The sequence below is a fragment of the Rhodococcus sp. NPDC004095 genome, from assembly GCF_053604015.1.
In genome coordinates, this window is sequence record NZ_JBSGGS010000013.1 from 24856 (window position 1) to 46884 (window position 22029).

Below are 22029 nucleotides of genomic sequence, written 5' to 3' on the forward strand. Positions count from 1 at the left end.
AGCGCGAGCCGACCACACTCCCGTTGCGAGGAACGCCCGGTCAGAGCGCGAAGAACACCACCACGGCCGCGACGAGGGCGAACACCGCGAGGCCGACGATCAGCCACAGCACGACCCGGCCGAGCGATCCCCCCACCCCGTCCGGGGTGGACGCCGACTCGGCCTGCACCTCGGTCTCGGGCTCGGGCGCCGGCTCGACGGTCACCACCGTCGACTCCGCCTCCACGACCGGCTCCCCACCGTCGACCGCCACCGCCGCCTCGCTCGGGGTCACCGTCTCGCCGGCGGTGACCTCGGGTGGCAGCAGCGGCCCGCGGATCGCGGTGAGCACCTCGGTGACGTCGTAGGAGGGCGGCAGCCCGATCGGCTTGTTCGGCCGGGTCGAGCTGCGGAATCCGGCCGCGAGGATCGCGGCACCGAGTGCCGCGGCCTGTTCGGGTCCGGGACCGACGACGACGTGCACGCCGAACTTCCCGGCGAGCGCGTCCGCGACTCCGCGCAACGCGACGTCGTCGCGGGCGACCAGTCCGTCGGCGGTGACCACCACCGCATCGAGGTTCGACGGCAACCAGCCGAATGCGCCCAGTGCCGTGGACAACTGCGCGGTCGGCGACGATCCACGACCGGCGGCGAACCGGAACGACCGGCCGCTCGAGACCCCCGAGCGGACCAGCGTGACCGTCGCGCCCGCATCGTCGACGTGGTAGCTGCCGATCAACTGGCCGGGCTTCTCCGCGACCTCGGACTCGAACCAGGCGCACGCCGCCTCCGCATCCGAGACGAGTGAAATCTCGTTCAGGCCCGCGTAGTTCAGCGAGTTGCGCAGATCGGCGACGAGGTCGGCCTCCCACATCGACGGGTAGGAGGCGACCACCGCGGGAGCGCCGCCGTCGCGGCCGCCGAAGGTGGGCAGCGGTTCGCACTCACGCACCAGGGCGCGCATGGCGGAGGCCACCACGTCCTCGGCGCGGTATCGGGTGCCGTCGCTGGCGGCCACCCCCTCCGGATCTCCGACGCGGGCAACGAAACCCGAGACCGTGCTGACGAACGTGCTGCCCTCCGGCGGATCTCCGCCGCCGAGGACCACCTCACTGTTGGAGCCGACGTAGAGCACGGTGTCCCGGACGATGACGATCGGATCTGGGGTGCCCGGCTCATTCGACGCGACCACCAGTGTCGACACCAGGCTGCCGATCCTGACCCCAATTCCCACAGACATGCGTACTCCATTCGGGTGACGAACAGAGAGCAATCTACGCGCTCGGCGGGCCTCTCCTCACCACACCGTCATTCGGGACACATCCTGCCGCGCCGACGATCTCGCCACGCGGCCCGTCGACCGTCAGGCGTCGAGGGAACCGATCGCCGCCCGCAGCAATCCAGCCGCCTCGTCCGCGACGACCGCGAGCTGCGGATTGCCGGTGACCTCGACCATCAGCTGGGGGTTCATCGCCTCGACGACCACGCCGTCGCCGTTCGCGCGCACGACCACGTTGCACGGCAACAGCAGACCGATCTGCGGGTCGATGCCGACGGCCCGGTTCGCCAGGCCCGGATTGCACGCGCCGAGGATCAGGTACCGGTCGAGCTCGGCACCGACCTTCGCCTTGAGGGTGGCCTGCATGTCTATCTCGGTCAGCACGCCGAACCCCTGCTCCTGCAGGGCGGCCCGGGTGCGTGCGACCGCGTCGTCGAAGTCCGTGGCGAGGGTGGCTCCGATGCCGAGTTCCATGTCTTGTCGTCCTTTCGTTGGTGCGATGGCCGGTGTGCCGTGCCGGTTCACCGGTGCGGTGGCAACTCCCACGGCGAGGCGTCGAGCAGGATGTCGACGGCGGTGCCGTCGCCCTGGGGGCGCAGCACGTGTTCGAGCGCGTGGACCCGCAGGCCCTCGGCGGCGGCCGCGAGGTCGGCGATTCCGGGCAGGATCGCCGGGTCGGGCGGGCCGCCGACGCCGCGGTGGTAGTTCTCGGCGGAATGCCCCAGGTACACCAGCCTGCCGCCGGGGGCCAGCCACCCGGCAGCGGCCGCGATCAGCTCCCGCAACAGCGCGATCGGCAGGTGCAGGAAGCTCAGCAGCACCAGGTCTACCGGGCCGGCAGGCGCCCAGTCGGTGACGTCACCGACCTGCCAGTCGATCCGGCCGTCGGTGTCCTTGTCACGGGCCTGTTCGATGGCGACCGCGGAGTGGTCGACGGCGGTGACCGTCCACCCGTGGCGGTCCAGCCACCGGGCGTGCCGGCCGTCGCCGCAGGCCAGGTCCACTGCGCGGCCGGGTGCCGCGCCGGCGAGGCGCTGCCGGATCGTCTCCGCGGGTTCGCTGCCCCACGGGTCGGGCCGGTCCCGGTAGCGCTCGTCCCAGGCCGCGGCGTCCATCCCCGTCACGCCAGCGCGAGGAAGAGCTTCTCGAGCTCCGCCTCGGTCATCGGCTCCTGGTTCTCCCGGTTCGTGCCCTCGAGGCAGTCCCGCAGTCCGGTCGCCACGATCTTGAACCCGGCCCGGTCCAGCGCCCGCGACACCGCGGCGAGCTGGGTGACCACGTCCTTGCAGTCGCGACCGTTCTCGATCATCGAGATCACGCCCGCGAGCTGCCCCTGCGCCCGGCGCAGCCGGTTCAGCACCTGTGCGATGCTCTCCTCGTCTCCGGTCATGGGACACCTGCACTTTCTTTTCGGATGTCTGTTGCCCCCAGGGTACCCCTCGGGGTATCTGGAAGGGGTTGGGTGAAACTCCTGGCACTACCGGGTGATCGGGCCCACACTGGTGGCACCACCGCCAGAACATCAGGAGTGACGCCATGAGCGAGAACCGGCCCTTCGGATTCGATCCCGAGGACCTCGACCGGCTGGCCCGTGAGGTGGGGGCGGGACTGCGCGACGCCTTCGACAAGTTCGGCAACCTTCTCGGTGAAGCCGGGTTCGAGACGGTGCGGTCGAGCGGCCCCGGGTGGACGGCGACCTATCCACGCCGGAAGGACAGCCGACCGGCCGCCGACGGGGTCTGGGCGGTCTTCGTCGTCGGCGACGACGGTGCCGCGACGGTCGAGCAGGTGTACGCCACCGAACTCGACGCGCTGCGCGCGAACAAGAGCAACACCGACTCCCACCGGCGCGTCCGGTTCCTGCCGTACGGCATCGCGGTCAGCGCCCTCGACACCGAACCCGACACCGACGCCGGCTCCGGATCGGACGCGGACGTCGAGCCCGATCCGGAGCACTGACGGCGCAGCCGTCCATCGAACCGACCGCGAACTCAGCCGTGCGAGAAGCTGATCTCGGGCAGCAGGCGACGCAGCCACGCCGGTGACCACCAGGCGGCACGGCCGGTGATGCGCAGCAGCGCGGGCAGCAGCACCAGCCGGACCAGGACCGCGTCGAGCAGCACCGCGACGCCGAGGATGATGCCCATCTCCTTGGGCGGCAGCGGCTCGGCGAGCGCGAAACTGAAGAACACGCCGACCATCACCGCAGCGGCCGCGAAGATGACCCGTCCCGAGTGCGCCATGCCCTCGACCTGTGCGGCCGCGGCGTCACCGGTGCGCTCGTAGTGCTCCTTGACGGTCGAGAGCAGGAACACCGTGTAGTCCATCGCGATCGCGAAGATCATCGCGAAGAAGAACACCGGCCCCCATCCGTCGAGGAAGCCCTGGGGCTCGAAGCCGAGCAGGCCCGCGCCGTGACCGTCCTGGAAGATCAGCTTCGCCACTCCGAACGCGGCACCGGTGGACAGCAGGCTGACGACCGTCCCCATCAGCGCCACCAGCGGCGCACGCAGCGCGATCAGCAGCAACAGGAAGCCCAGGACCAGGATCACCGCCATCACGATCGGCAGGTAGTCGTTCAGCGCCTGCTGCAGGTCGAGGTTCTCGGCGGGGGCACCACCGACCACTGCCGATTCGGGCAGGTCCGCCCGCAGCCGGTCCAGCGTGCCTGCCAGCGCGGGGTCGGACGGGTCGACGTCCGGCACCGCCTGAAGCAGCACCAGGCCGGAGTCGTCGGCCGCAGGCATCGCCGGGCTCACCATCGCGACGCCCTCGGTGGCGGCGGCGACCCGCGCCACCTCGTCGGCGTCCTGTGCGTTCGCGACGATCTGCAGCGTGCCGGGCACGCCTGCACCCATCTGTTCCTGCACGATCTCGTAGCCCTGCCGCACGGCGGCGTCCTCGGGCACGACCTGGATCGACGGCATGGCCACCTTCAGGCCGAACACCGGGATCGAGAGCAACACCAGGACGATCAGCGCGCCGATGGCGAGCGGCCACGGCCGACGGTTCACCAGCGCACCCCAGCGGGAGAACACCGGCGACCGGTGCTCCTGACGCTTCGCGTACGGCAGCGCCCCCTTGTTCACCTTGCCGCCCAGCTTGCCCAGCACCGCGGGCAGCAGGGTCAGCGTCGCGGCGAGCACGAACACCACGGCCAGCATGATGCCGACCGCCATGGTGCGCACCGCTGGGGCGGGCACCAGCAGCACCGCCGACAGGCTGACGAGCACCGTCAAGCCGGACAGCAGCACCGCCTTGCCCGCGGTCGCCATCGTCTCGGCGACGGCCATCCGGGAGCTCGCGCCGTTACGCAGCGCGTCCCGGAAGCGGACGACCAGGAACAGCGCGTAGTCGATGCCGAGCGCGAGGGCGAACATCATCGCGAAGTTCATCGCCCACACCGAGATCGGAGTGAGCTCGTTCAGCAGCACCAGCGCGCCCGCCGACGCGACCAGACCGGCCATCGTCAGCAGCAGCGGCAGACCCGCTGCGACCAGGGAGCCGAACGCGAGCACCATGATCGCGAGGGTGACCGGCCAGGAGAACAACTCGGCCTTGATCATCGCGTCGTGGTTGGCGGCGTTGAAGTCGCTCCACAGCGCCGACGCACCGGTGGGGTGGATCTCGATGCCGACGTCCTCGGGCGAAGCCTCGGGTGATGTTCCGGTGGCGACAGCGGCCAGCGGGTCGGCGAGGTCGCCCGCGGCGGTGACCATCGTGTTCGGGTCGGCGCCCGCACCACCGAGCACGATCGCAGTGCGCCCGTCGGGACTGATCGTCATGCCCGGCTGCGGCGGTACGACTTCGGAGATCCGGGAGTCCGCGTTCAGGACGTCGGTGACGCCGGCGATCGCGGCGGCCATCTCGGGGTCGTCCACGGTGTGTGTCTCGGAGTGCACGACGACCTGAAGGGCGTCGGATCCGGTGCCGCCGAAGTGCTGCTGCGCGAGCTCACGGACCTGGACGGACTCGGAGCCGTCGGCCTGCCAGCCGGCGCCGGCGAGCGAGCTGAACACGCTGGGCGCGGCGGCGCCCAGCGCGACGACGACGGCGATCCAGGCGATGACGACGAGTTTGAAGCGGTCGGCCATCGTGGCGCCGAGTCGCGCCATCAGGCCGTGCACCTGCTCCGGCGGGGCGTGCTTGTCGGTGTCGGTGGTGGTCATGGCATTGAACGTCCTTCTCGTAAATACGGGTGGGGGTATATGAGTGGCCCGAGAAAACCCCCGGAGACCGGGGGTTTTCCCGAAAGGGGTGGGTCAGACGAGAACGTCGGCGTGAGCGCGCCCGGCACTCCAGGTGCGGTACCCGCCGTCCAGGTTGCGGACGTCGCGACCGAGCTGGCGCAGGATGCGGGCCGCGGTGTGCCCGCGCTGGCCGACCTGACAGGTCACGACAATCTCACCGGCGGGCAGCTCGCCCACCCGCCCCCGCAGCGCGTCGAGTTCGATGTTGACGGCACCGGGGATCGACCCGGCCGCGAACTCCTCGGGCGTGCGAACGTCGACGAGCGCGGCGCCTGCGTCCAGCGCAGCGGGCAACTCGTGCCACTGGACCGTCGCGGCGGTCCCGCTCCGCAGGTTGTCTGCGATGTAACCGAGCATGTTCACCGGATCCTTCGCGGAGCCGAACTGCGGCGCGTATGCGAGTTCCAGGTCGGCGAGTTCGGACGCGGTGATGCCGCCGACCATCGCGGTCGCGATCACGTCGATGCGCTTGTCCACACCCTCCCCGCCGACACCCTGGGCGCCGAGGATCGTGTCGGTGTCCGGATCGACGAGCAGCTTCAGGGACATGCCCTGGGCGCCCGGGTAGTACCCGGCATGCGACTGGGGGTGCGTGTGGATCGCCCGGTACGGCCGTTCCGCGGCACGCAGGCGCTTCTCGTTCCAGCCGACCGCGGCGGCCATCAGCGAGAACACGCCGACGATCGCGGTGCCGACGACGGGACGCGGACGCACCGGCAGCCCGGAGATCACGTCCGCGACCAGCCGGCCCTGCCGGTTCGCCGGGTTGGCCAGCGGAACCAGGCCGGGCTGACCGGACACGGCGTCGATCTTCTCGACCGCGTCCCCGACCGCGTAGACATGCTCGGCGGAGGTGCGCATCCGCTCGTCGACGGCGATGCCGCCACGGGGACCGATCTCGATGCCCGCCGCGACCGCGAGCCCGGATTCGGGGCGCACGCCGATCGCCATCACAACCACCTCGGCCGGGAGGACCCGACCGTCGGCCAGGGTGACGTCGCCGGCACCGATCGAGGTGACCTGGGTGCCGAGTTCGATCCGAACCCCGTTGGCACGCAACTCGTCCGCGACGGGCGCGGCCATCTCCGGGTCGAGCGGCGCGAGCACCTGGTCGGCGAGTTCGACGACCGTGACGTCGAGGCCGCGGCGGCGCAGGTTCTCGGCCAGCTCCACCCCGATGAAGCCGGCCCCGACGATCACGGCCGTCCGCGCGGTCGAATCGAGCGCGCCGACGAGGCGGTCCACGTCGTCGACGTCACGCAGCACCAGCGCGCGCTCGACACCGGCAATGTCCGGGACGATCGGGTTCGCGCCGGGGCTGAGGACGAGTTCGTCGTACGACTCGACCGTCTCGGCGCCGGTGGCCAGGTCGCGCACCGTGACGGTGCGCGCGGCGGGGTCGATCGCGGTCACCTCGGTGCGCACGCGCACGTCGAGCTCGAACCGGGCGGCGAGGGACTCTGGCGTCTGCAGCAACAGCGCCTCACGGTCCTCGATCACCCCGCCCGCGTAGTACGGCAGGCCGCAGTTGGCGAACGAGACGTGCGCTCCCCGCTCGAACACCACGATCTGCGCGTCCTCGTTCAGCCGGCGCAGCCTGGTCGCGGCGGACATTCCGCCGGCGACGCCACCCACGATGACGACCTTCACGTCGACTCCCTTCCTCGGATCCAGAGGCAAGCATACCCCCTGGGGTATCTGAACCAGAGTGCGGCGGGCCCTGTTCCCCACAACGCACGGGGGTGGCGCGGGTCACGCCGGCGTCAGCGGAAGTCACGGGACCTTCCGGCCATCCGCAGGTCCATCCGCTGCAGCCGGTCCGCGACCACCGTCACCGCACCCTCCGCGTTCTGCACCCGACCACGCACCAGCAGCGCCGGCGCGGTGTGCGCGAGGGTGCGGTACCGCGCCCACAGCCCCACCGAGCAGACGACGTTGACCATTCCGGTCTCGTCCTCGAGGTTGATGAAGGTGACGCCCGCCGCGGTCGCGGGCCGCTGCCGGTGCGTGACCGCCCCGCCGACCAGCACCCGGTCCCCATCCGGCACCGAAAGCAGCCGCGACGCCGGGACCACCCCCAGCGCGTCGAGTTGCGGCCGCAGGAACTGGGTCGGGTACGAGTCCGGCGAGACCCCGGTCGCCCACACGTCGGCAGCCGCCAGTTCCATGTCGCTCATCCCGGGCAGCGTCGGCGCGGTCACCGAGGCCCCGGTACCCGGCAGCCGGTCGGGCCGCTCCCCCGCCGCGGCCCCGGCCGCCCACAGCGCCTGCCTGCGGGTCCCGGCGAAACCGGCGAGCGCGCCCGCCGTGGCCAGCGACTCCGCCTGCGCGGTGGTCAGTTCCACCCGGCCGGTCAGGTCGAGCAGCGAGGCGAACGGGCCGCCCTCCACTCGGGCGGCGACGATCTTCTCCGCCAGCGCGGATCCGATGTGCCGCACCTCACCGAGCCCCAGCCGGACCTCGGTGCCGCCTTGCTCCAGGCCCGCGTAGGCGAGGCTGAAGTTCACGTCCGGGCCGTGCACCACCACACCGTGCCTACGGGCGTCGGCGACCAGCGACTGCGGCGAGTAGAAGCCCATCGGCTGCGCGCGCAGCAGACCGGCGCAGAACGCGGCGGGGTGGTGCAGCTTGAACCACGCAGAGTAGAACACCAACGAGGCGAACGACTGCGAATGACTTTCGGGGAAACCGAAATTCGCGAAGGCGTACAGCTTCTCGTAGATCCGGTCGGCGACCTCGCCGGTGATGCCGTGCAACTCCCGCATGCCCTCGTACAGCCGACCCTTGAGCCGCTCCATCTTCTGCGGGGACCGTTTCGAGCCCATTGCCCGCCGCAACCGATCCGCCTCCGCGGCGGTGAACCCGGCGACGTCGACGGCCATCTGCATCAACTGTTCCTGGAACAGCGGCACCCCGAGGGTCCGTTCGAGCGAGTGCTCCAGGCTGGGGTGGTCGTAGGTGACGGGTTCGCGGCCGTTGCGCCGCCGGATGTAGGGATGCACCGAGCCGCCCTGAATCGGACCGGGCCGGATCAGCGCCACCTCCACCACCAGGTCGTAGAACGTGCGCGGCTTCAGACGCGGCAGCGTCGCCATCTGGGCCCGCGACTCCACCTGGAACACACCCACCGAGTCGGCGCGGCACAGCATCTCGTAGACCGCCGCCTCGGACAGGTCCAGATGCGCCAGGTCCACCTCGACGCCCTTGTGCTCGGCAACCAGGTCGATCATGTAGTGCAGTGCGGAGAGCATGCCGAGGCCGAGCAGGTCGAACTTGACCAGCCCGACCGCCGCGCAGTCGTCCTTGTCCCACTGCAGGACACTGCGGTTCTCCATCCGCGCCCACTCGACCGGGCACACGTCCGCGATCGGCCGATCGCAGATCACCATGCCTCCCGAGTGGATACCCAGATGCCTCGGGAAACCCTCGATCTCACCGGCCAGGTCGAGAACGGCCCGCGGGATGTCGGTTCCCGTCTCGTCCTTCACGCCGGACCACCGGCTGACCTGTTTGCTCCACGCGTCCTGCTGGCCCTGCGAGTAACCGAGGGCGCGGGCCATGTCCCGCACCGCCATCTTGCCGCGATAGGTGATGACGTTCGCGACCTGCGCGGCGTACTCGCGTCCGTACCGGTTGTAGACGTACTGGATGGCCTCCTCGCGCCGGTCCGACTCGATGTCGACGTCGATGTCCGGCGGACCGTCCCGCTCCGGGGACAGGAACCGCTCGAAGAGCAGTTTGTTGCCGACCGGGTCCACGTTGGTGATGCCGATGGCGTAGCAGACTGCCGAGTTGGCCGCCGAGCCGCGACCCTGACAGAGGATGTCGCTGCGCTTGCAGAACGAGACGATGTCGTGCACCACCAGGAAGTATCCCGGGAACCCCAGTTGCGCAACGATTCCCAGCTCGTGCTCGATCTGTCGGTAGGCGTCGGGCCGCTCGCCGGGGGTGCCGTAGCGGCGGCGGGCGCCTGCCATGGTCAGTTCCCGCAGCCACGTGTCCTCGGTGTGCCCGTCGGGCACGTCGAACGGCGGCAGCTTCGGCGCGATGAGCGCGAGGTCGAACGCGCACTCCCGGCCGAGTTCGGCCGCCGTCGGCACCGCCGACGGGTGGTCGGCGAACAGCCGGGTCATCTCGGCACCGGAGCGCAGGTGGGCACCCCCGGTGGGGGCGAGCCAGCCGGCGGCCTCGTCGAGGGACCGGCGGGCGCGGACCGCGGCCATCGCCATCGCCAGACGGCTCCGGTCGGGTGCGGCGAAGTGGGCAGCGGTGGTCGCGACGACCGGCAGACCGCAGCGGTGAGCGAGTTCGGCCAGCGCGGCGTTGCGTTCGTCGTCCTCGACGACCCCCTGCGCGGTGAGCTCGACCGCAACCCGGTCGGCGCCGAATCTCTCGACCAGTGAGCGTAATTCGACCTCGGCGGCGGACAATCCGCCGGCCTCGAGCGCTGCACGCACGTGACCCTTGCGACATCCGGTGAGAATCTGCCAGTGCCCACCGGCGGCCTCGGTCAGGGTGTCGAGGTCGTAGCGCGGATTGCCCTTCTGCCCGCCCGCCAGGTGCGCGGCGGCGATCTGCCGGGACAGCCGCCGGTAGCCCTCCTGCCCGCGGGCCAGCACCAGCAGGTGGGTGCCGTCCGGGTCCGGGATCCCGGTGCGCGGTGGCGCGGCCACGGCACCCGTTGCCGGAAGCGACAACTCGGCACCGAAGACGGTCCGCACGCGCAGCTCCTTCGCGGCTTCCGCGAACCGGACCACCCCGTAGAGCCCGTCGTGGTCGGTCAGGGCGATCGCCTCGAGCCCGAGGCGAACCGCCTCCTCCACCAGTTCCTCCGGCTGCCCGGCGCCGTCGAGGAAGCTGAACGCGGAGTGCGCGTGCAGTTCCGCGTAGGGCACGACCGGGCCGACCTCCGAAACGATGCGATCGGCCTGGTAGACACCGCGTTTGCGGGACCATGCCGGGCTGTCGCTGCCGTCACCGGGGTACATGGCCTCCGGTGGGTTGCGGCCCGAGCGCCCCGAGAGCACCCGTTCCATCTCCGACCAGGTCGGCGGCCCGTTGTTCCACCCCACCACGCACTCCTCCCGCTTCGACCATGCCGACAGAGCACCGACGGCAGGCCCGAAGCGGGGAAGACGCTTCGAACATGTGTTCTATACTGCACGCAGGCAGATACGTGCGTCAACCCGCCACCCGTTCGCCATTCGCACCGGAATTCGGAAATTGCAATACCGGCCAATTCGGACAATTACTGTGATTCCAATTCCAACTGTCCGGTAAGTAGGTCAAATATCTACCCGTCGGTAGTTTCCCGAAGGAATTGTTCCGTTCAATCCCATATCGAAACCCGACTCCCGATTCACGACCTCACCCGAAGGCACACCCACCGAAAGTTCCTGTACTACCTGGACATTCGTACAGGTAGTACAGCCACCCCCGGTGTGTACGCCGACCCATTCGGCTATATGCTCCGGCTCGATCGGTGTGAATTTCATTAATTCACGGACGCCGGGTAACAATTTCCATCGACCCGGACTCGGTCCACGATCAAAAAGACCAACAGTGCAGTCTCAGAGAAATTTCCTGGGATTCGAGTGGACCTCGAATCCGCGTACAAGGGGGATGCGATGACCACCACACCCACCGGCCCGGTGACGCACACCGTCACGATGGCGAACCTTCCCGGCCTCGCGGGCGCCCGACTCGGGGCGTCGTCTCCGATCCTGGTCACCCAGGACCGAATCAACCAGTTCGCCGCCGCCACCGGCGACCACCAGTGGATCCACGTCGATCCCGAGCGGGCCGCCGTCGGACCGTACGGAACGACGATCGCCCACGGCTACCTCACCCTCTCGCTCGCGGTCGAACTCTTCTTCGACCTGCTCGAGGTCACCGACTCCGGCCAAGTGATCAACTACGGGCTCGACAAGGTCCGTTTCCCCGCGCCGGTACCGGTCGGCTCCTGGGTCAGCGCGGTCGCCGACATCACGTCGGTGGCGCCGTGCGCAGATGGCCACCAGCTGGCCACGACCCTGACCTTCACCGCCACCGGCGTGGATCGACCGGTGTGCGTCGCCCAGATGGTCCTGCGCTACCTGAATGGAGGCGGCCATGTTTGAGTCTGCAAAACGCCAGTTCACCGCCCATGTCGACCCCGTCGGCTGGCTCTCGTCGACCGCGTCGGTCGCCCGCTGCGCCGTGCGCAACCCGGGTGCAGTCACCGCCGCCACCGGACGGTTCGCGCTGGACCTGGCGCAGATCCCGTCCGAGGCCGCGTGCGTCGCGATCGGAACCCGGCACGTCTCCCCGCTGCCCGACGACGCCCGCTTCCGCAATCCGGCGTGGCGGGACAACCCGGCGTACTACTCCGTGCTGCGGTCGTACCTCGCCACCCGCTCGTACGCCGACAGCCTGGTCGACGCGGGCGCGGACGACGAGTTCACCACGGCCAAGGCACGCCAGTTCGTCCAATTGCTATTCGACGCCGCCGCCCCCACCAACAATCCGATCACCAACCCCGAGGTGCTCACCCGGGCGATCACCACCGGCGGCAAGAGCCTGGCCCGCGGCGCGTCGTACCTGGTGGAGGACGTCGTCACGCGCGGCGGCCGGCCGAAGCGCGTGCCCGACGGCGCCTTCACCGTCGGGGAGAACATGGCCGTCACCCCCGGCAAGGTGGTGTACCGCAACGACCTGATCGAGCTGATCCAGTACTCGCCGCAGACCGAGCAGGTGTACGCGACGCCGCTGTTGGCGTGCCCGCCGTGGATCAACAAGTACTACATCATGGACATCGGGCCGGACCGGAGCTTCGTCGAGTGGGCGATCCGGCACCACCGCACGGTGTTCCTCATCTCCTACCGCAACCCCGACGAGTCGATGAGCGGGATAACGTTCGACGACTACCTCACGCACGGGGCAGCAGCGGCGATGGACGCGATCGGCGAGATCACCGGCGCGCCGAAGGTCGACGTCGTCGGACTGTGTCTCGGCGGCGCGATGGCGTCGATCGCGGCGGCATACCTCGCCGGCGCGGGCGACCGGCGACTGGGCACGCTCACACTGGCGAACACCCTGCTCGACTACGCCGAGCCCGGCCAGTTGGGCCTGCTCTCCGACGAACGGTCCCGCGAGGCCCTCGACACGCTGATGGCCGCCGACGGCTACCTCGACGGCGCGAACATGTCGTTGACCTTCGACCTGCTGCGTGCCGACGACTTGATCTTCCGGTACTGGATCAGCCGCTGGATGCTCGGCGAGGAGCCGCCGGCGTTCGACCTGCTGGCGTGGAACGAGGACTCGACCCGGATGCCGGCGACGATGCACAGCACGTACCTACGCACCCTCTACGGCGAGAACCGTTTGGCGGAGGGCACGTTCGAGATCGCGGGGCGCACGATCTCCCTGGGCGACATGACAGGCGACGTGTACGTCGTCGGGGCGATCGACGACCACATCGTGCCGTGGACCTCGTCGTACGCGGGCGCGCGGCTCTTCGGCGGCCGGGTCCGCTATGTGCTGTCCAACGGCGGGCACATCGCCGGGATCGTCAATCCGCCGGGGAAGCGGTGCTGGATCGAATCGGTCGGCGGACCGGAGTCGAATTCTGCGGCGCTTCCTGAGGATTCGACATCGTGGCGGGGGTCCGCAGAGCGGACCCCGGTGTCGTGGTGGGAGGACTGGGCGGACTGGGCCGGCGCTCGGGCCGGCGAGTTGCAGGCGCCGCCGCCGATGGGCAGCGACGCCCATCCGACACTCGGCGACGCCCCGGGAACCTACGTTTTCGGCTGACCCCTCGACCGTTAGCAGTCATCGTGCTAACTTGCTAACAAGGCGTCCGAGTACGTCAAGGAACACATCAGAGTCGGGGCGCACCGCATCCCGGAGACACCGAGGAGACATCCACATGGCCACACAGACCGCCACGAGCACGAACGCGAACACCGCCGGCACCGGCGCCAAGAACGTCGTCACCGACGGCGTCGAGTCGCTCACCAGGTCCTTCGACGAGAATCTCGAGCGGATGCAGGGACTCAACGAGAAGTTCGTCGACGCCGCGAAACTGAGCGGCAATCTCACGATCGACGCCTACGAGAAGGCCGTGGCCTCCGTGCTCGACTTCAACACGTCGATCGCGGGCGCCACCAGGCTGGACTGGGTCAGCGCGGTCGTGGACGCGCAGAACTCACTGGTCAAGGGCATCAGCACGGCCGCTACCACCGCGGCCCGCGAGATCCTCAAATAGCCGGGCAGCATCACCACGTCGACCCCAGGCCGGTTCACCCGAACCACCTGGGGCCGACGCGCATCACCATCCCCGAAAACGCGATGCGAGATCGAACGGCAACCGCCAATCACCTTGTACTGCAATGAAAAACCGGCATCCGGTTGCAGATCAGGCGTCGTCACCGGACCGATCACCGACGGTGGGCCCGGTCCGGTCGCTCGCCGATCCCCCGCGACGTCGCTTCGCGACGGTCACCTCCCGGAACGTGCCGTACATCTCCTCGAGTGCCGACCGCTGTGCCTTCGTCAGATCGGGATCCCGACGGATCGCGGCGATCACCTCGGACGCGGCGGCGGGGTCGTCACGGCGCGCCTGCGCGGTCAGCATGTCCGCCGACATGTGCAGGTGCTCGGCGATCGCGTCGAGCACCTGTTCGCTGGGCTCGCGCAGGTTGCGTTCGATCTGGGACAGATAGGGATTCGAGATCCCGACCATCTCCGCGAACTTGCGCATCGGGACGGCCGCCAGCTCCCGTTGCTGCCGGATCAGCTCGCCGAGGGTCGGGAGCCGACTGTCGTCCACCATGCCCATCACCCTACTGAATCGCCGCAGGCCCGCTCGCCCTGCGATCAGGACCGCCGAACCGACCACCCGGCCCGGATCACTCCTTCCGGGTGAACCGCCGGCCTCCATGCCGCGAGCACACTGTCGGACAGCCGTCGCGTGACAGAGGGGGCCGACGAAATGACCGACGAGACCCGGACCGTCACCCCGGACACGGCGCCGAGCCGGCGCTGGGTCTCCCTCGCGGCGATCTGCTCCGCAGCGGGGCTGGTGTGGCTGGCCTTCGCCGACCTCGGGGTGGCGATCCCCACGATCGCGGACGACTTCGGCGCGGACCTGTCCGCGCTGTCGTGGGCCAACAACGCGTTCAGCCTCGTGACGGGCGCCCTGGTGATCGCCGCCGGCAAGTTCGGGGACGTGGTCGGCGGGGCGCTCGGCGTCGCGGTGCTCACCGCGTTCGCCCGCGGATTCACCGTCGCCGGCAGCCGGGAGGCGATCGACGCGGCGGGCCTGACGCCTGACGACGTCGACCAGGCCCACCGCGCTCTGGTCGACTCGTCGTCCTTCGCGGACGCCCTCGCCTCCCTCCCCACCGACCTCGCCGAGCACGTCACCGCCGCGGCCGTGGACGCCTTCTCCACCGGTGTGGGCCGGACGATGATCGTCACCGCAGTACTGACCCTCGCGATCACCGGCATGGTCGGGTTCCTCTGGCCCCGCCGCCCCGGCACCGACGGCGGGCCGGATTCGCCCTGACCCAGCACCCTCACCGTGGCGGTGGCAGGTTCGCTCGGCCCTCCCGCGCATCTGACACTCGACCAGGATCTGTCCAGTTTGCTCTTGTCGATCCGGTTACCGATCGGTAATCTCCCCGCGCGACGTGACAGCCGTCACGTCCACACAGGGGAGGTTGAACAGGTGCAGATGACGAGGACGCGGACCGTCGCACGAGCGGTGGCGGCCATATCGGTGGCCATGGCCGTCTCAGCAGGAATCGCTCCCGCTGCGCAGGCGACGACCGACCCCTTCTACACCTACACCGACGGCACCCCCCTGGCCGCGATCGAACCCGGCACGGTCCTTGCGACCCGATCGATGCCCTACCACGTCGCGAGCCTGCCCACCCCGGTCACCGCGGTCCAACTCGTGTACCGCACGACCGACGCCCAGGGCCGACCGACCACCAACGTCACCTCGGTGCTGAAGCCGCCCGCCGGCGTCGACCCAACCAAGACCGTTGCCTACCAATCGTTCTACGACTCGATGAACCCGGCCGACAGTCCGTCGCGCGCGATCGCGGGGGACTTCTCCTTCGGCGGCGCGGTCAACGCCTCGGAGGCCCAGTTCCTCGCCGTACTCCTCGCCCAGGGGTACACGGTCATCGTCGCCGACACCGAAGGCCAGAACGCGGATTTCGCCGCCGGACCCGAATACGGCATGAACACCCTCGACTCCATCCGCGCGGCCACCCGCTCAACCGAGACGGGCCTCGACGCCGGCACCCGCGTCGGACTGTTCGGCTACTCCGGTGGGGCCATCGCCACCAACTGGGCCGCCGCACTGGCGCCCGACTACGCCCCCGACGTGAACGAGAACCTCGTCGGCGCGGCCGAAGCCGGGGTGCTCGTCAACCCCGCACGCAACCTGACCTACATCAGCGGCAGCACCGGCTGGTCCGGCGTGGCATTGATGGCGATCGCCGGTGTCGCGCGCTCCTACGACATCGACTTCTCCGAATACCTCAACGACGAGGGCAAGCGGCTGTTCACCCGGATCCAGGACGCGTCGATCGCCAACGTCCTCTTCCAATACCCCGGACTGACGTGGCAGCAGCTGGTCAAGCCCGAGTACGCGGACCCGGCGAGCGTCGAACCGTTCATGACCGCGGCGGCCAAGGTCAACCTCGGCCAGGCCCCCACCCCGACGGTTCCGATGTTCATCGGCCAGGGCGCCAACGGAGTCATCGAAGGCACCCCGGGCGACAAGCCGAACGTCGGCCCCGGCGACGGCGTCATGGTCGCGGGCGACGTGCGCGCCCTCGCCCGCCAGTACTGCGCCACCGGCAACACCGAGATCCGGTACGCCCAGTACGACGGGCTGAGCCACGTGCCCACGATGGCCGCCTGGGCGCCGGAGGCATTCATCTGGCTGGGCGACCGCTTCGCCGGGCTGCCCGCTCCCACCGACTGCGGCGCGATCGCGCCGGGGAACGACCTCGAGACGCGACCCTGATCGGCCCGGCGCGCGCTGCCGCCGAAGCCGTTCACTCCTCCTGTTCCCGACGAGCGGGCAGGTGCCGGAAGGTCACGATCGGCAGCAGTACGGCCAGCCCGAGCACGAAGAGGCTCGCGCGCAGGGCGACCAGTCTGGATTCGACGTTGATCCCCACCGCCCGGTCGAGCTGCGCCGAGGTCAGCTCCAGTCCGGCGAGACGGCCGCGGAGGTCGTCGTTCTCGACGAAGCTGACCGAACTGGTGGTCACCTCGATCCTGCTGTCGGACCGCAGATCCGGGTCGTCGGCGACCCGGTTCGAGGCGGACTGGGCGAGCACGGCCATCAGTACGGCCCCCGCGACGGCGGTGCCGGTGCAGAGCCCGAGGAAGTTCGCCATACCCCGCGCGCTGCCGATCTCGCCGGAGAGCGACGGCGGGCTGGTCTCCATGAGAAGGGCACTGCCCGCACTCAACCCGACTCCGATACCGAGACCCAGGCACACCTCGCTGAGCCAGGTCCACCCGCCCGACCACTGGTTCGAGATGGTCAGTGCCAGCAGGATCACCGACGCGGCCGCGAGCACGTGGGCACCGGTCAACAGCCGGCGGCACGCGACCAGCCTCATCAAAACCGGTGTGGCAGCGGCAGAGACGAGCGCGGCCAGGGAGATCGGCACCAGCATCAGAGCCGATCCCATCGGGCTCTTCCCCAGCACCATCTGGGTGTACAACGGCAGCAGGTAGCTCACGCCGGCCATCAACAGGTTCACCGCCACCAGACCACTCAGGCAGGCGCGGTTGAGCCCCGACCCCCAGACCTGGGGATCGAGCAGGGCCGTCCGGCCGTCGTCGAGCAGGGAGTGCTGGCGGGCCGCGAACACGTGCAGGACAAGGACCCCGAGCAACAGCAACGCCAGTACGGGTGACAGGCCGAGCACACTCACCGGCGCGGACTCGGCGGCGAGGAGAAGGCCCCACGACCCGATCTGGTTGATCGCGGCGACCAGCAGGAGCACACCGACGGCGGACAGCGCGATGCTCGTCTTGTCGATGGTGCCCGCGAACGGCGTTCGGGGAAGGACGACGCGGAGCGCGATGACCATCGTTCCCGCGATGACGACGAGCAGGAGCAGGAAGGGCGCCCGCCAGCCCCAGGTCTGCACGAGGAATCCACCGGCCAGAAGCGCGAGCGCGGCACCGATACCGGTGGTGCCCGCCAGGATCGACACCGCAACGGTGCGCTGCGTGCCCGAGTAGGCCTGACCGAGAATCGCCAGCGCGTTGGGCACCAGCAGAGCACCGCCGAGGCCGGCGACCGCTTCGCCGGCGATCAGCACCGAGACAGCCGGTGCCAGAAAGCAGGTCAGCATGCCGGCCGCGTAGACGGTCAAGCCGAGCAGCTGGGTGTTCCTGGCACCCAGGACTCCGCTGATCTTGCCGCCCGTGACCGTGAAGGCGGCCACGAACACCCCATACGCGACGATCGCCAACTGCACGTTCGAGATCGTGGTGTCCAGGCCCTCGACAACCCCGCTGATCGCCATCGGCAGCACCGATGCGTTGAAGACCGAGACGAGACCGGTGAAACACACCAGCGCCAGTGGCAACCAGCTCGCTCGGAGGAGAGCTTCGCCCGTGTTCTCAGGTGCTTCCCCGACGAGGGGCTGCTGGTCGGCGGTATCCATGTGTGCACCCCTCGGAGATCATGCAGCCAATGTGAGTGTTCAACCGCTGTCCCGGATCAGGACGGCAGGGTCAGGAACTGCATCGGGGCGGTTTCCTCGAAGCGGCCGGTGACGTTTCCGGCGAGACCGCCCTCGAGCGACGTATCCCCCATCAGGTCGAGCCTGCCCGCAGGCGCACCCTCACCGAAGTCCAGCTTGTCGAGGTCCACCCACACGATGTTGGGCCGCGTGGTCGAGTCGAAGACGTATCGCTTGTTGGTCAGGTCTGCGACGGTCTGCCAAATCGTCTGCGACGCATACGGCTTGTCGGGATCGGGGATCCGGAAGGGCTGCGCGGCGTTGCGGATGACGCTGAACATTCCCGCGACCGCCTCGACCTCGGTCTTGGGTTCGGGCAACCGGCCCACGTAGTAGGCGGCGCGCGCGAAGCGGTCGGCTGCGAGAGTGGTCCCGGGCAGGGGCTTGTCGCCACCGAAGCCGTCGACCTCCTTGAGCAGCTCGAGCTGCTTGTCGTAGGTCGGGGAATTGGTCATCACGCGATACTCGCGGTCGTGCCACACGGTCGCCTTGCCGTCGATGTACTCGATGATCGCCGAGTCGCCGGTCGCGTCGTCGAGTGCGAGATGCACCGCGGGCACCTCGCCGGTCGCCGGATCTCCGAGCGGTACGACCTGCACCTGGGACTCGATGATCCACGCGGCGGCGTCCGCGACCGTGGAGAAATTGTCCAGGAAGTACTGCAGCCAGACCGCCATGCTCAGACCCGGCCGCGACGTGTCATGGGTGCCGTACTCGGATTCCGCGAGCCAGAGGATGTGGCCCGCCAGTCCCGCCTCGTTCATGCCGTCCACGGTCATCATGTCGAACGCACCGGCGACGACACTGCCGTACTTCGCGGTCCAGGCGAGCGAACCGCCGACGCCGTCGTTGCGCTCGATTCCCCGGGGGAGCGACCACAGGTTCGTCCCGGTGTCTCGGTGATAATCCATGTTGCGCCCGACGAGCACGGCTCCCGCGGCGTCCGGCCAGATCACCCTCGTACACATAACTCCACCTTCCGTAACCGTCGAAAGAACCGGCATTCTTCGTCGAGATTCGAAACTGGGTTTGCCGAACGATAACAGGGACATCGGCGTCACGCGCCCCTTCGCGGGACTCCCCGGGCGCGTCGCCACCGCCCCACCGCACGGTCAATGCCGTTACGACACGGGAGGATTGACCTCGAGATCGCGGAGTCGCCGTCCCCGCTCCGCCGCCCGGGGAGACGCGGGGGCTCGGGCAGGGCGGCGCCGAGAGATTGCGGGAGGGGGCGACACCGTGGCAAACGGGCCTGGCCGCACGCACGCTCGCTCGCTCGACCACCGTCAGCCGGCGATGAGCACGGCCGCCCCCACGACTCGGCCCTCCCTCAGGTCGGTGAGCGCGCGATCCGCCTCGTCGAGGGTGTAGGCGTTGGCTGTGACGAGAAGCCGGTGGCGACCGGCGAATTCGAGGAACTCGCGGGCGTCGGCCCGGGTGTTCGCGGTGACCGACCGCAGCGTCCGCTCCTGGAACAGGTGCTGTTGGTAGTTCAGCCGCGGCACGTCGGTCAGGTGGATGCCTGCGACCGCGAGGGTGCCGCCGCGGTCCAGCGCGGCCAGCGCGGGCGGGACCAGGGTGCCGACCGGAGCGAACAGGATCGCCGAATCCAGCGGCACCGGCGGCGGATCCGACGGGCCCTGCACCGACGCCACGCCGAGTTCGAGAGCCAGTCGCTGGGCGCGCTCCCCCCGTGTCATCACGTGCACCTCGGCGCCGCGGGCCAGGGCGACCTGCGCGGCCAGGTGCGCGCTGCCGCCGAATCCGTAGATCCCCAACCGTCCCCCATCCGGGACCGCCGCACACTTCAGGGCGCGGTAGCCGATGATCCCGGCGCACAACAGTGGCGCCAGCTCCTCGTCCAGGTAGCCGTCCGGCAGCCGGTGCGCGAAGGCCGCGGGCACCACCGCGTACTGCGCGTAGCCACCGTCGACGTCCCAGCCGGTGTATCGCGAATCGGGACATAGGTTCTCGTCGCCGCGCAGACAGTAACGGCACACTCCGCAGGTGCCGCGCAGCCAGCCGATGCCGACCCGGTCCCCCAACCCGAACCCCTCCCCGGCCCGGTCGCCCCAGCCGACGACCTCCCCGACCACCTCGTGCCCGGGTACGACGGACGCCCGGTGCACCGGAAGATCGCCCTCGGTCACGTGCAGGTCGGTGCGGCACACGCCGCACACCAGGACCCGGACGAGCAGTTCGTCCGGCGCGGGCTCGGGAACCGGCATCGTCAGCTGAGCGAGCGGCCTGCTGCGCATCGGTCCGGGCTCGCGCACCCGCCAACCGGTCATCGTGCCGGGGAGGTTCACCCGTCCACTGTCCCCCGATCGTCGGCCGTGCGCCACCCGTGAACAACGCCTCAGGATCGCCTCAGGATCCCGTCGGTAGAGTCATGGCGCTCGTGCCCCCTGACCCGACCACACGACCTGACGAGGATGCCAATTCATTAACGCCTCTCCTGCCTGAAGGCAGAAGATTTCCGACTCAGACCGCAACCACACCACCACCCGGGGGGAGGTAATCCGCTTGACTCACGTCGTCGACACCGGTGTGGCCACGCTCCGCCACAGCCAGAACCACCCTGGCAGCGTTCCGATCCCGACACGCGGTGTGCCCGCACGCACAGCACCGGAAAGTCCGTTCATCGAGTTCGAGGCGTTGCTTGGCTCTCGCGAAACACTTCGAACACGTCATGCTCGTGTACGCGGGCCGCACCAACACCACCTTCCGGCCGGCCCGCCTGCCCTGCTCGATCAACTCCCGTTTCACCGTGGCGACCGCGGCATCCGCGGCCTTCCGTGCCATCGTGGATTTCGCCAGAAACTTGGGTTTGAAGTCCTCCACCGCGATGAGGTGATGTTCGTCGACGACGGTTCTCGCCCAGATCCTGCCGTGGTGCCGGTTCTGCCGGACCGCCTTCTTCTGCACCTTCGCGGCACGCGTACGGGCCTGCCGGTAGCCCTTCGACGGGGCGTGCCCTTTCCCGCGGCTGCGTCGCGCCATCCGGCGCTGCGCTTTCGCCAACTCCGCCGCGCACCGATGCCGGTGCCCGTGATGCGGCAGATCGAAACGCTCCTTGGTGGCCGTGGCGGTACGGGTCACACCCCAATCGATCCCGACACCACTGTCCGGATCGGCCACCGGGATCGGCTCGGCTCCGCGGGTCACCACGAACGAGGCATACCAATGCCCCAACGAATCGCGGGTGATACGCACGCTCGTCGGCTCCGACGGCAGTGCCCGCGACCACACCACAGGAATACTCACACCTTTGGGCAACACCAACCGGCCGTCACGGATCCGGAACCCGCGACGGGTGTACTCGAGCGACGGCAAGGATTTCTTCCGCACCTTGAAGCGGGGTCGGCCCCGCCCTTTGACCGTGAACGAGTCCTCCAACGCCTTCGCGTAGGTGCGCAGCATCTGCTGCTGGGCCACCTGGGAACCGTCCCGCAGCCACGACGAGCGTGCCCGGGCTTCGGTCAACTGCTTACTGAGTTTCGCAAACGTCGACTGAACACCAGAACTGAACCGGTGGACGGCTTCGTTCCACAGGAAGCGGCAGCGATGCCACTCCTCGAGCAAGGCATGCTCGGCGGTGGCTCCCGGCCGCAACCGGTAGTTGTAGCGCACCACCTCGATCCCCATGCCCGGCACGCTAACCGACCCCACTGACACGTTTCCTCGACATCACCATCACACTTCTGGAAAGGAGGCCGGCGCTTCCTCTCCCTCGTGAATGAGGGAGTATCCG

The 22029-nt window shown here is 69.3% G+C and carries 18 protein-coding genes; 6 read left to right on the top strand and 12 right to left on the bottom strand.

Translation table 11 applies throughout. From position 1 onward, the window contains the following. Window positions 1–40: 40 nt before the first annotated feature. From ACWEPG_RS22640 to ACWEPG_RS22655, 4 genes are all read right to left on the bottom strand, one after another. On the bottom strand, window positions 41–1219 hold the full coding sequence (locus ACWEPG_RS22640) for a hypothetical protein (protein WP_452595394.1): 1179 nt from the start codon (window positions 1217–1219) through the stop codon (window positions 41–43). Window positions 1220–1342: 123 nt separating this feature from the next. Beyond that, window positions 1343–1732, bottom strand: coding sequence for a DUF302 domain-containing protein (locus ACWEPG_RS22645; RefSeq protein ID WP_450113464.1), 390 nt, complete (start codon window positions 1730–1732; stop codon window positions 1343–1345). Between the two features lie 47 nt (window positions 1733–1779). After that, window positions 1780–2373 (bottom strand): class I SAM-dependent methyltransferase, encoded by a 594-nt coding sequence (locus ACWEPG_RS22650; RefSeq protein WP_452595395.1) that lies wholly within the window; start codon window positions 2371–2373, stop codon window positions 1780–1782. Window positions 2374–2378: 5 nt separating this feature from the next. After that, a complete protein-coding gene (locus ACWEPG_RS22655; protein ID WP_450113463.1) occupies window positions 2379–2648 on the bottom strand; it encodes a metal-sensitive transcriptional regulator in 270 nt (89 codons plus the stop codon). Window positions 2649–2794: 146 nt separating this feature from the next. Here ACWEPG_RS22655 and ACWEPG_RS22660 point away from each other — a divergent pair, with 146 nt between their 5' ends. After that, window positions 2795–3217 carry a hypothetical protein gene (locus tag ACWEPG_RS22660; RefSeq protein ID WP_452595396.1) on the top strand — a complete coding sequence of 141 codons (423 nt, stop codon included), beginning with the start codon at window positions 2795–2797 and terminating at the stop codon, window positions 3215–3217. Window positions 3218–3249: 32 nt separating this feature from the next. Here ACWEPG_RS22660 and ACWEPG_RS22665 read toward each other — a convergent pair whose 3' ends face one another. From ACWEPG_RS22665 to ACWEPG_RS22675, 3 genes are all read right to left on the bottom strand, one after another. After that, on the bottom strand, window positions 3250–5427 hold the full coding sequence (locus tag ACWEPG_RS22665) for an MMPL family transporter (RefSeq protein ID WP_452595397.1): 2178 nt from the start codon (window positions 5425–5427) through the stop codon (window positions 3250–3252). Window positions 5428–5520: 93 nt separating this feature from the next. Further along, window positions 5521–7158, bottom strand: coding sequence for an FAD-dependent oxidoreductase (locus ACWEPG_RS22670; protein WP_452595398.1), 1638 nt, complete (start codon window positions 7156–7158; stop codon window positions 5521–5523). A 113-nt stretch (window positions 7159–7271) separates the two neighbouring features. Continuing rightward, entirely contained in the window at window positions 7272–10580 is a 3309-nt protein-coding gene (locus ACWEPG_RS22675; protein ID WP_452595399.1) for an error-prone DNA polymerase, read from the bottom strand. A gap of 555 nt (window positions 10581–11135) precedes the next feature. Between ACWEPG_RS22675 and ACWEPG_RS22680 the strand changes: the two genes are divergently transcribed. The 3 genes from ACWEPG_RS22680 (at window position 11136) to ACWEPG_RS22690 (ending at window position 13753) form a co-directional block, all read left to right on the top strand. After that, window positions 11136–11627, top strand: coding sequence for a MaoC family dehydratase (locus ACWEPG_RS22680; protein WP_452595400.1), 492 nt, complete (start codon window positions 11136–11138; stop codon window positions 11625–11627). Next, on the top strand, window positions 11620–13299 hold the full coding sequence (locus ACWEPG_RS22685; RefSeq protein WP_452595401.1) for a PHA/PHB synthase family protein: 1680 nt from the start codon (window positions 11620–11622) through the stop codon (window positions 13297–13299). Before ACWEPG_RS22680 ends, ACWEPG_RS22685 begins: the two co-directional genes overlap by 8 nt. A gap of 115 nt (window positions 13300–13414) precedes the next feature. Beyond that, window positions 13415–13753: a hypothetical protein gene (locus tag ACWEPG_RS22690; RefSeq protein ID WP_452595402.1), complete on the top strand. Its 339-nt coding sequence runs from the start codon at window positions 13415–13417 to the stop codon at window positions 13751–13753. Window positions 13754–13903: 150 nt separating this feature from the next. On the opposite strand, the gene ACWEPG_RS22695 is transcribed toward ACWEPG_RS22690, so the two are convergent. After that, complete coding sequence (locus tag ACWEPG_RS22695; RefSeq protein WP_450132472.1) at window positions 13904–14320, bottom strand: helix-turn-helix domain-containing protein; 417 nt, start codon at window positions 14318–14320, stop codon at window positions 13904–13906. Window positions 14321–14479: 159 nt separating this feature from the next. Here ACWEPG_RS22695 and ACWEPG_RS22700 point away from each other — a divergent pair, with 159 nt between their 5' ends. After that, the gene (locus ACWEPG_RS22700; protein WP_452595403.1) at window positions 14480–15055 is read left to right on the top strand and encodes a hypothetical protein; all 576 of its coding nucleotides are present in this window, start codon (window positions 14480–14482) and stop codon (window positions 15053–15055) included. Between the two features lie 168 nt (window positions 15056–15223). Continuing rightward, entirely contained in the window at window positions 15224–16531 is a 1308-nt protein-coding gene (locus ACWEPG_RS22705; protein ID WP_452595404.1) for a lipase family protein, read from the top strand. Window positions 16532–16562: 31 nt separating this feature from the next. On the opposite strand, the gene ACWEPG_RS22710 is transcribed toward ACWEPG_RS22705, so the two are convergent. From ACWEPG_RS22710 to ACWEPG_RS22725, 4 genes are all read right to left on the bottom strand, one after another. Then, window positions 16563–18197 carry an MFS transporter gene (locus tag ACWEPG_RS22710; RefSeq protein ID WP_452595405.1) on the bottom strand — a complete coding sequence of 545 codons (1635 nt, stop codon included), beginning with the start codon at window positions 18195–18197 and terminating at the stop codon, window positions 16563–16565. 56 nt (window positions 18198–18253) lie between these two features. Continuing rightward, window positions 18254–19243, bottom strand: coding sequence for a linear amide C-N hydrolase (locus ACWEPG_RS22715; RefSeq protein ID WP_452595406.1), 990 nt, complete (start codon window positions 19241–19243; stop codon window positions 18254–18256). Window positions 19244–19561: 318 nt separating this feature from the next. Further along, on the bottom strand, window positions 19562–20566 hold the full coding sequence (locus ACWEPG_RS22720; protein ID WP_450133297.1) for a zinc-binding alcohol dehydrogenase family protein: 1005 nt from the start codon (window positions 20564–20566) through the stop codon (window positions 19562–19564). A gap of 193 nt (window positions 20567–20759) precedes the next feature. Then, entirely contained in the window at window positions 20760–21923 is a 1164-nt protein-coding gene (locus ACWEPG_RS22725) for an RNA-guided endonuclease InsQ/TnpB family protein (RefSeq protein ID WP_452595407.1), read from the bottom strand. Window positions 21924–22029: the final 106 nt, after the last annotated feature.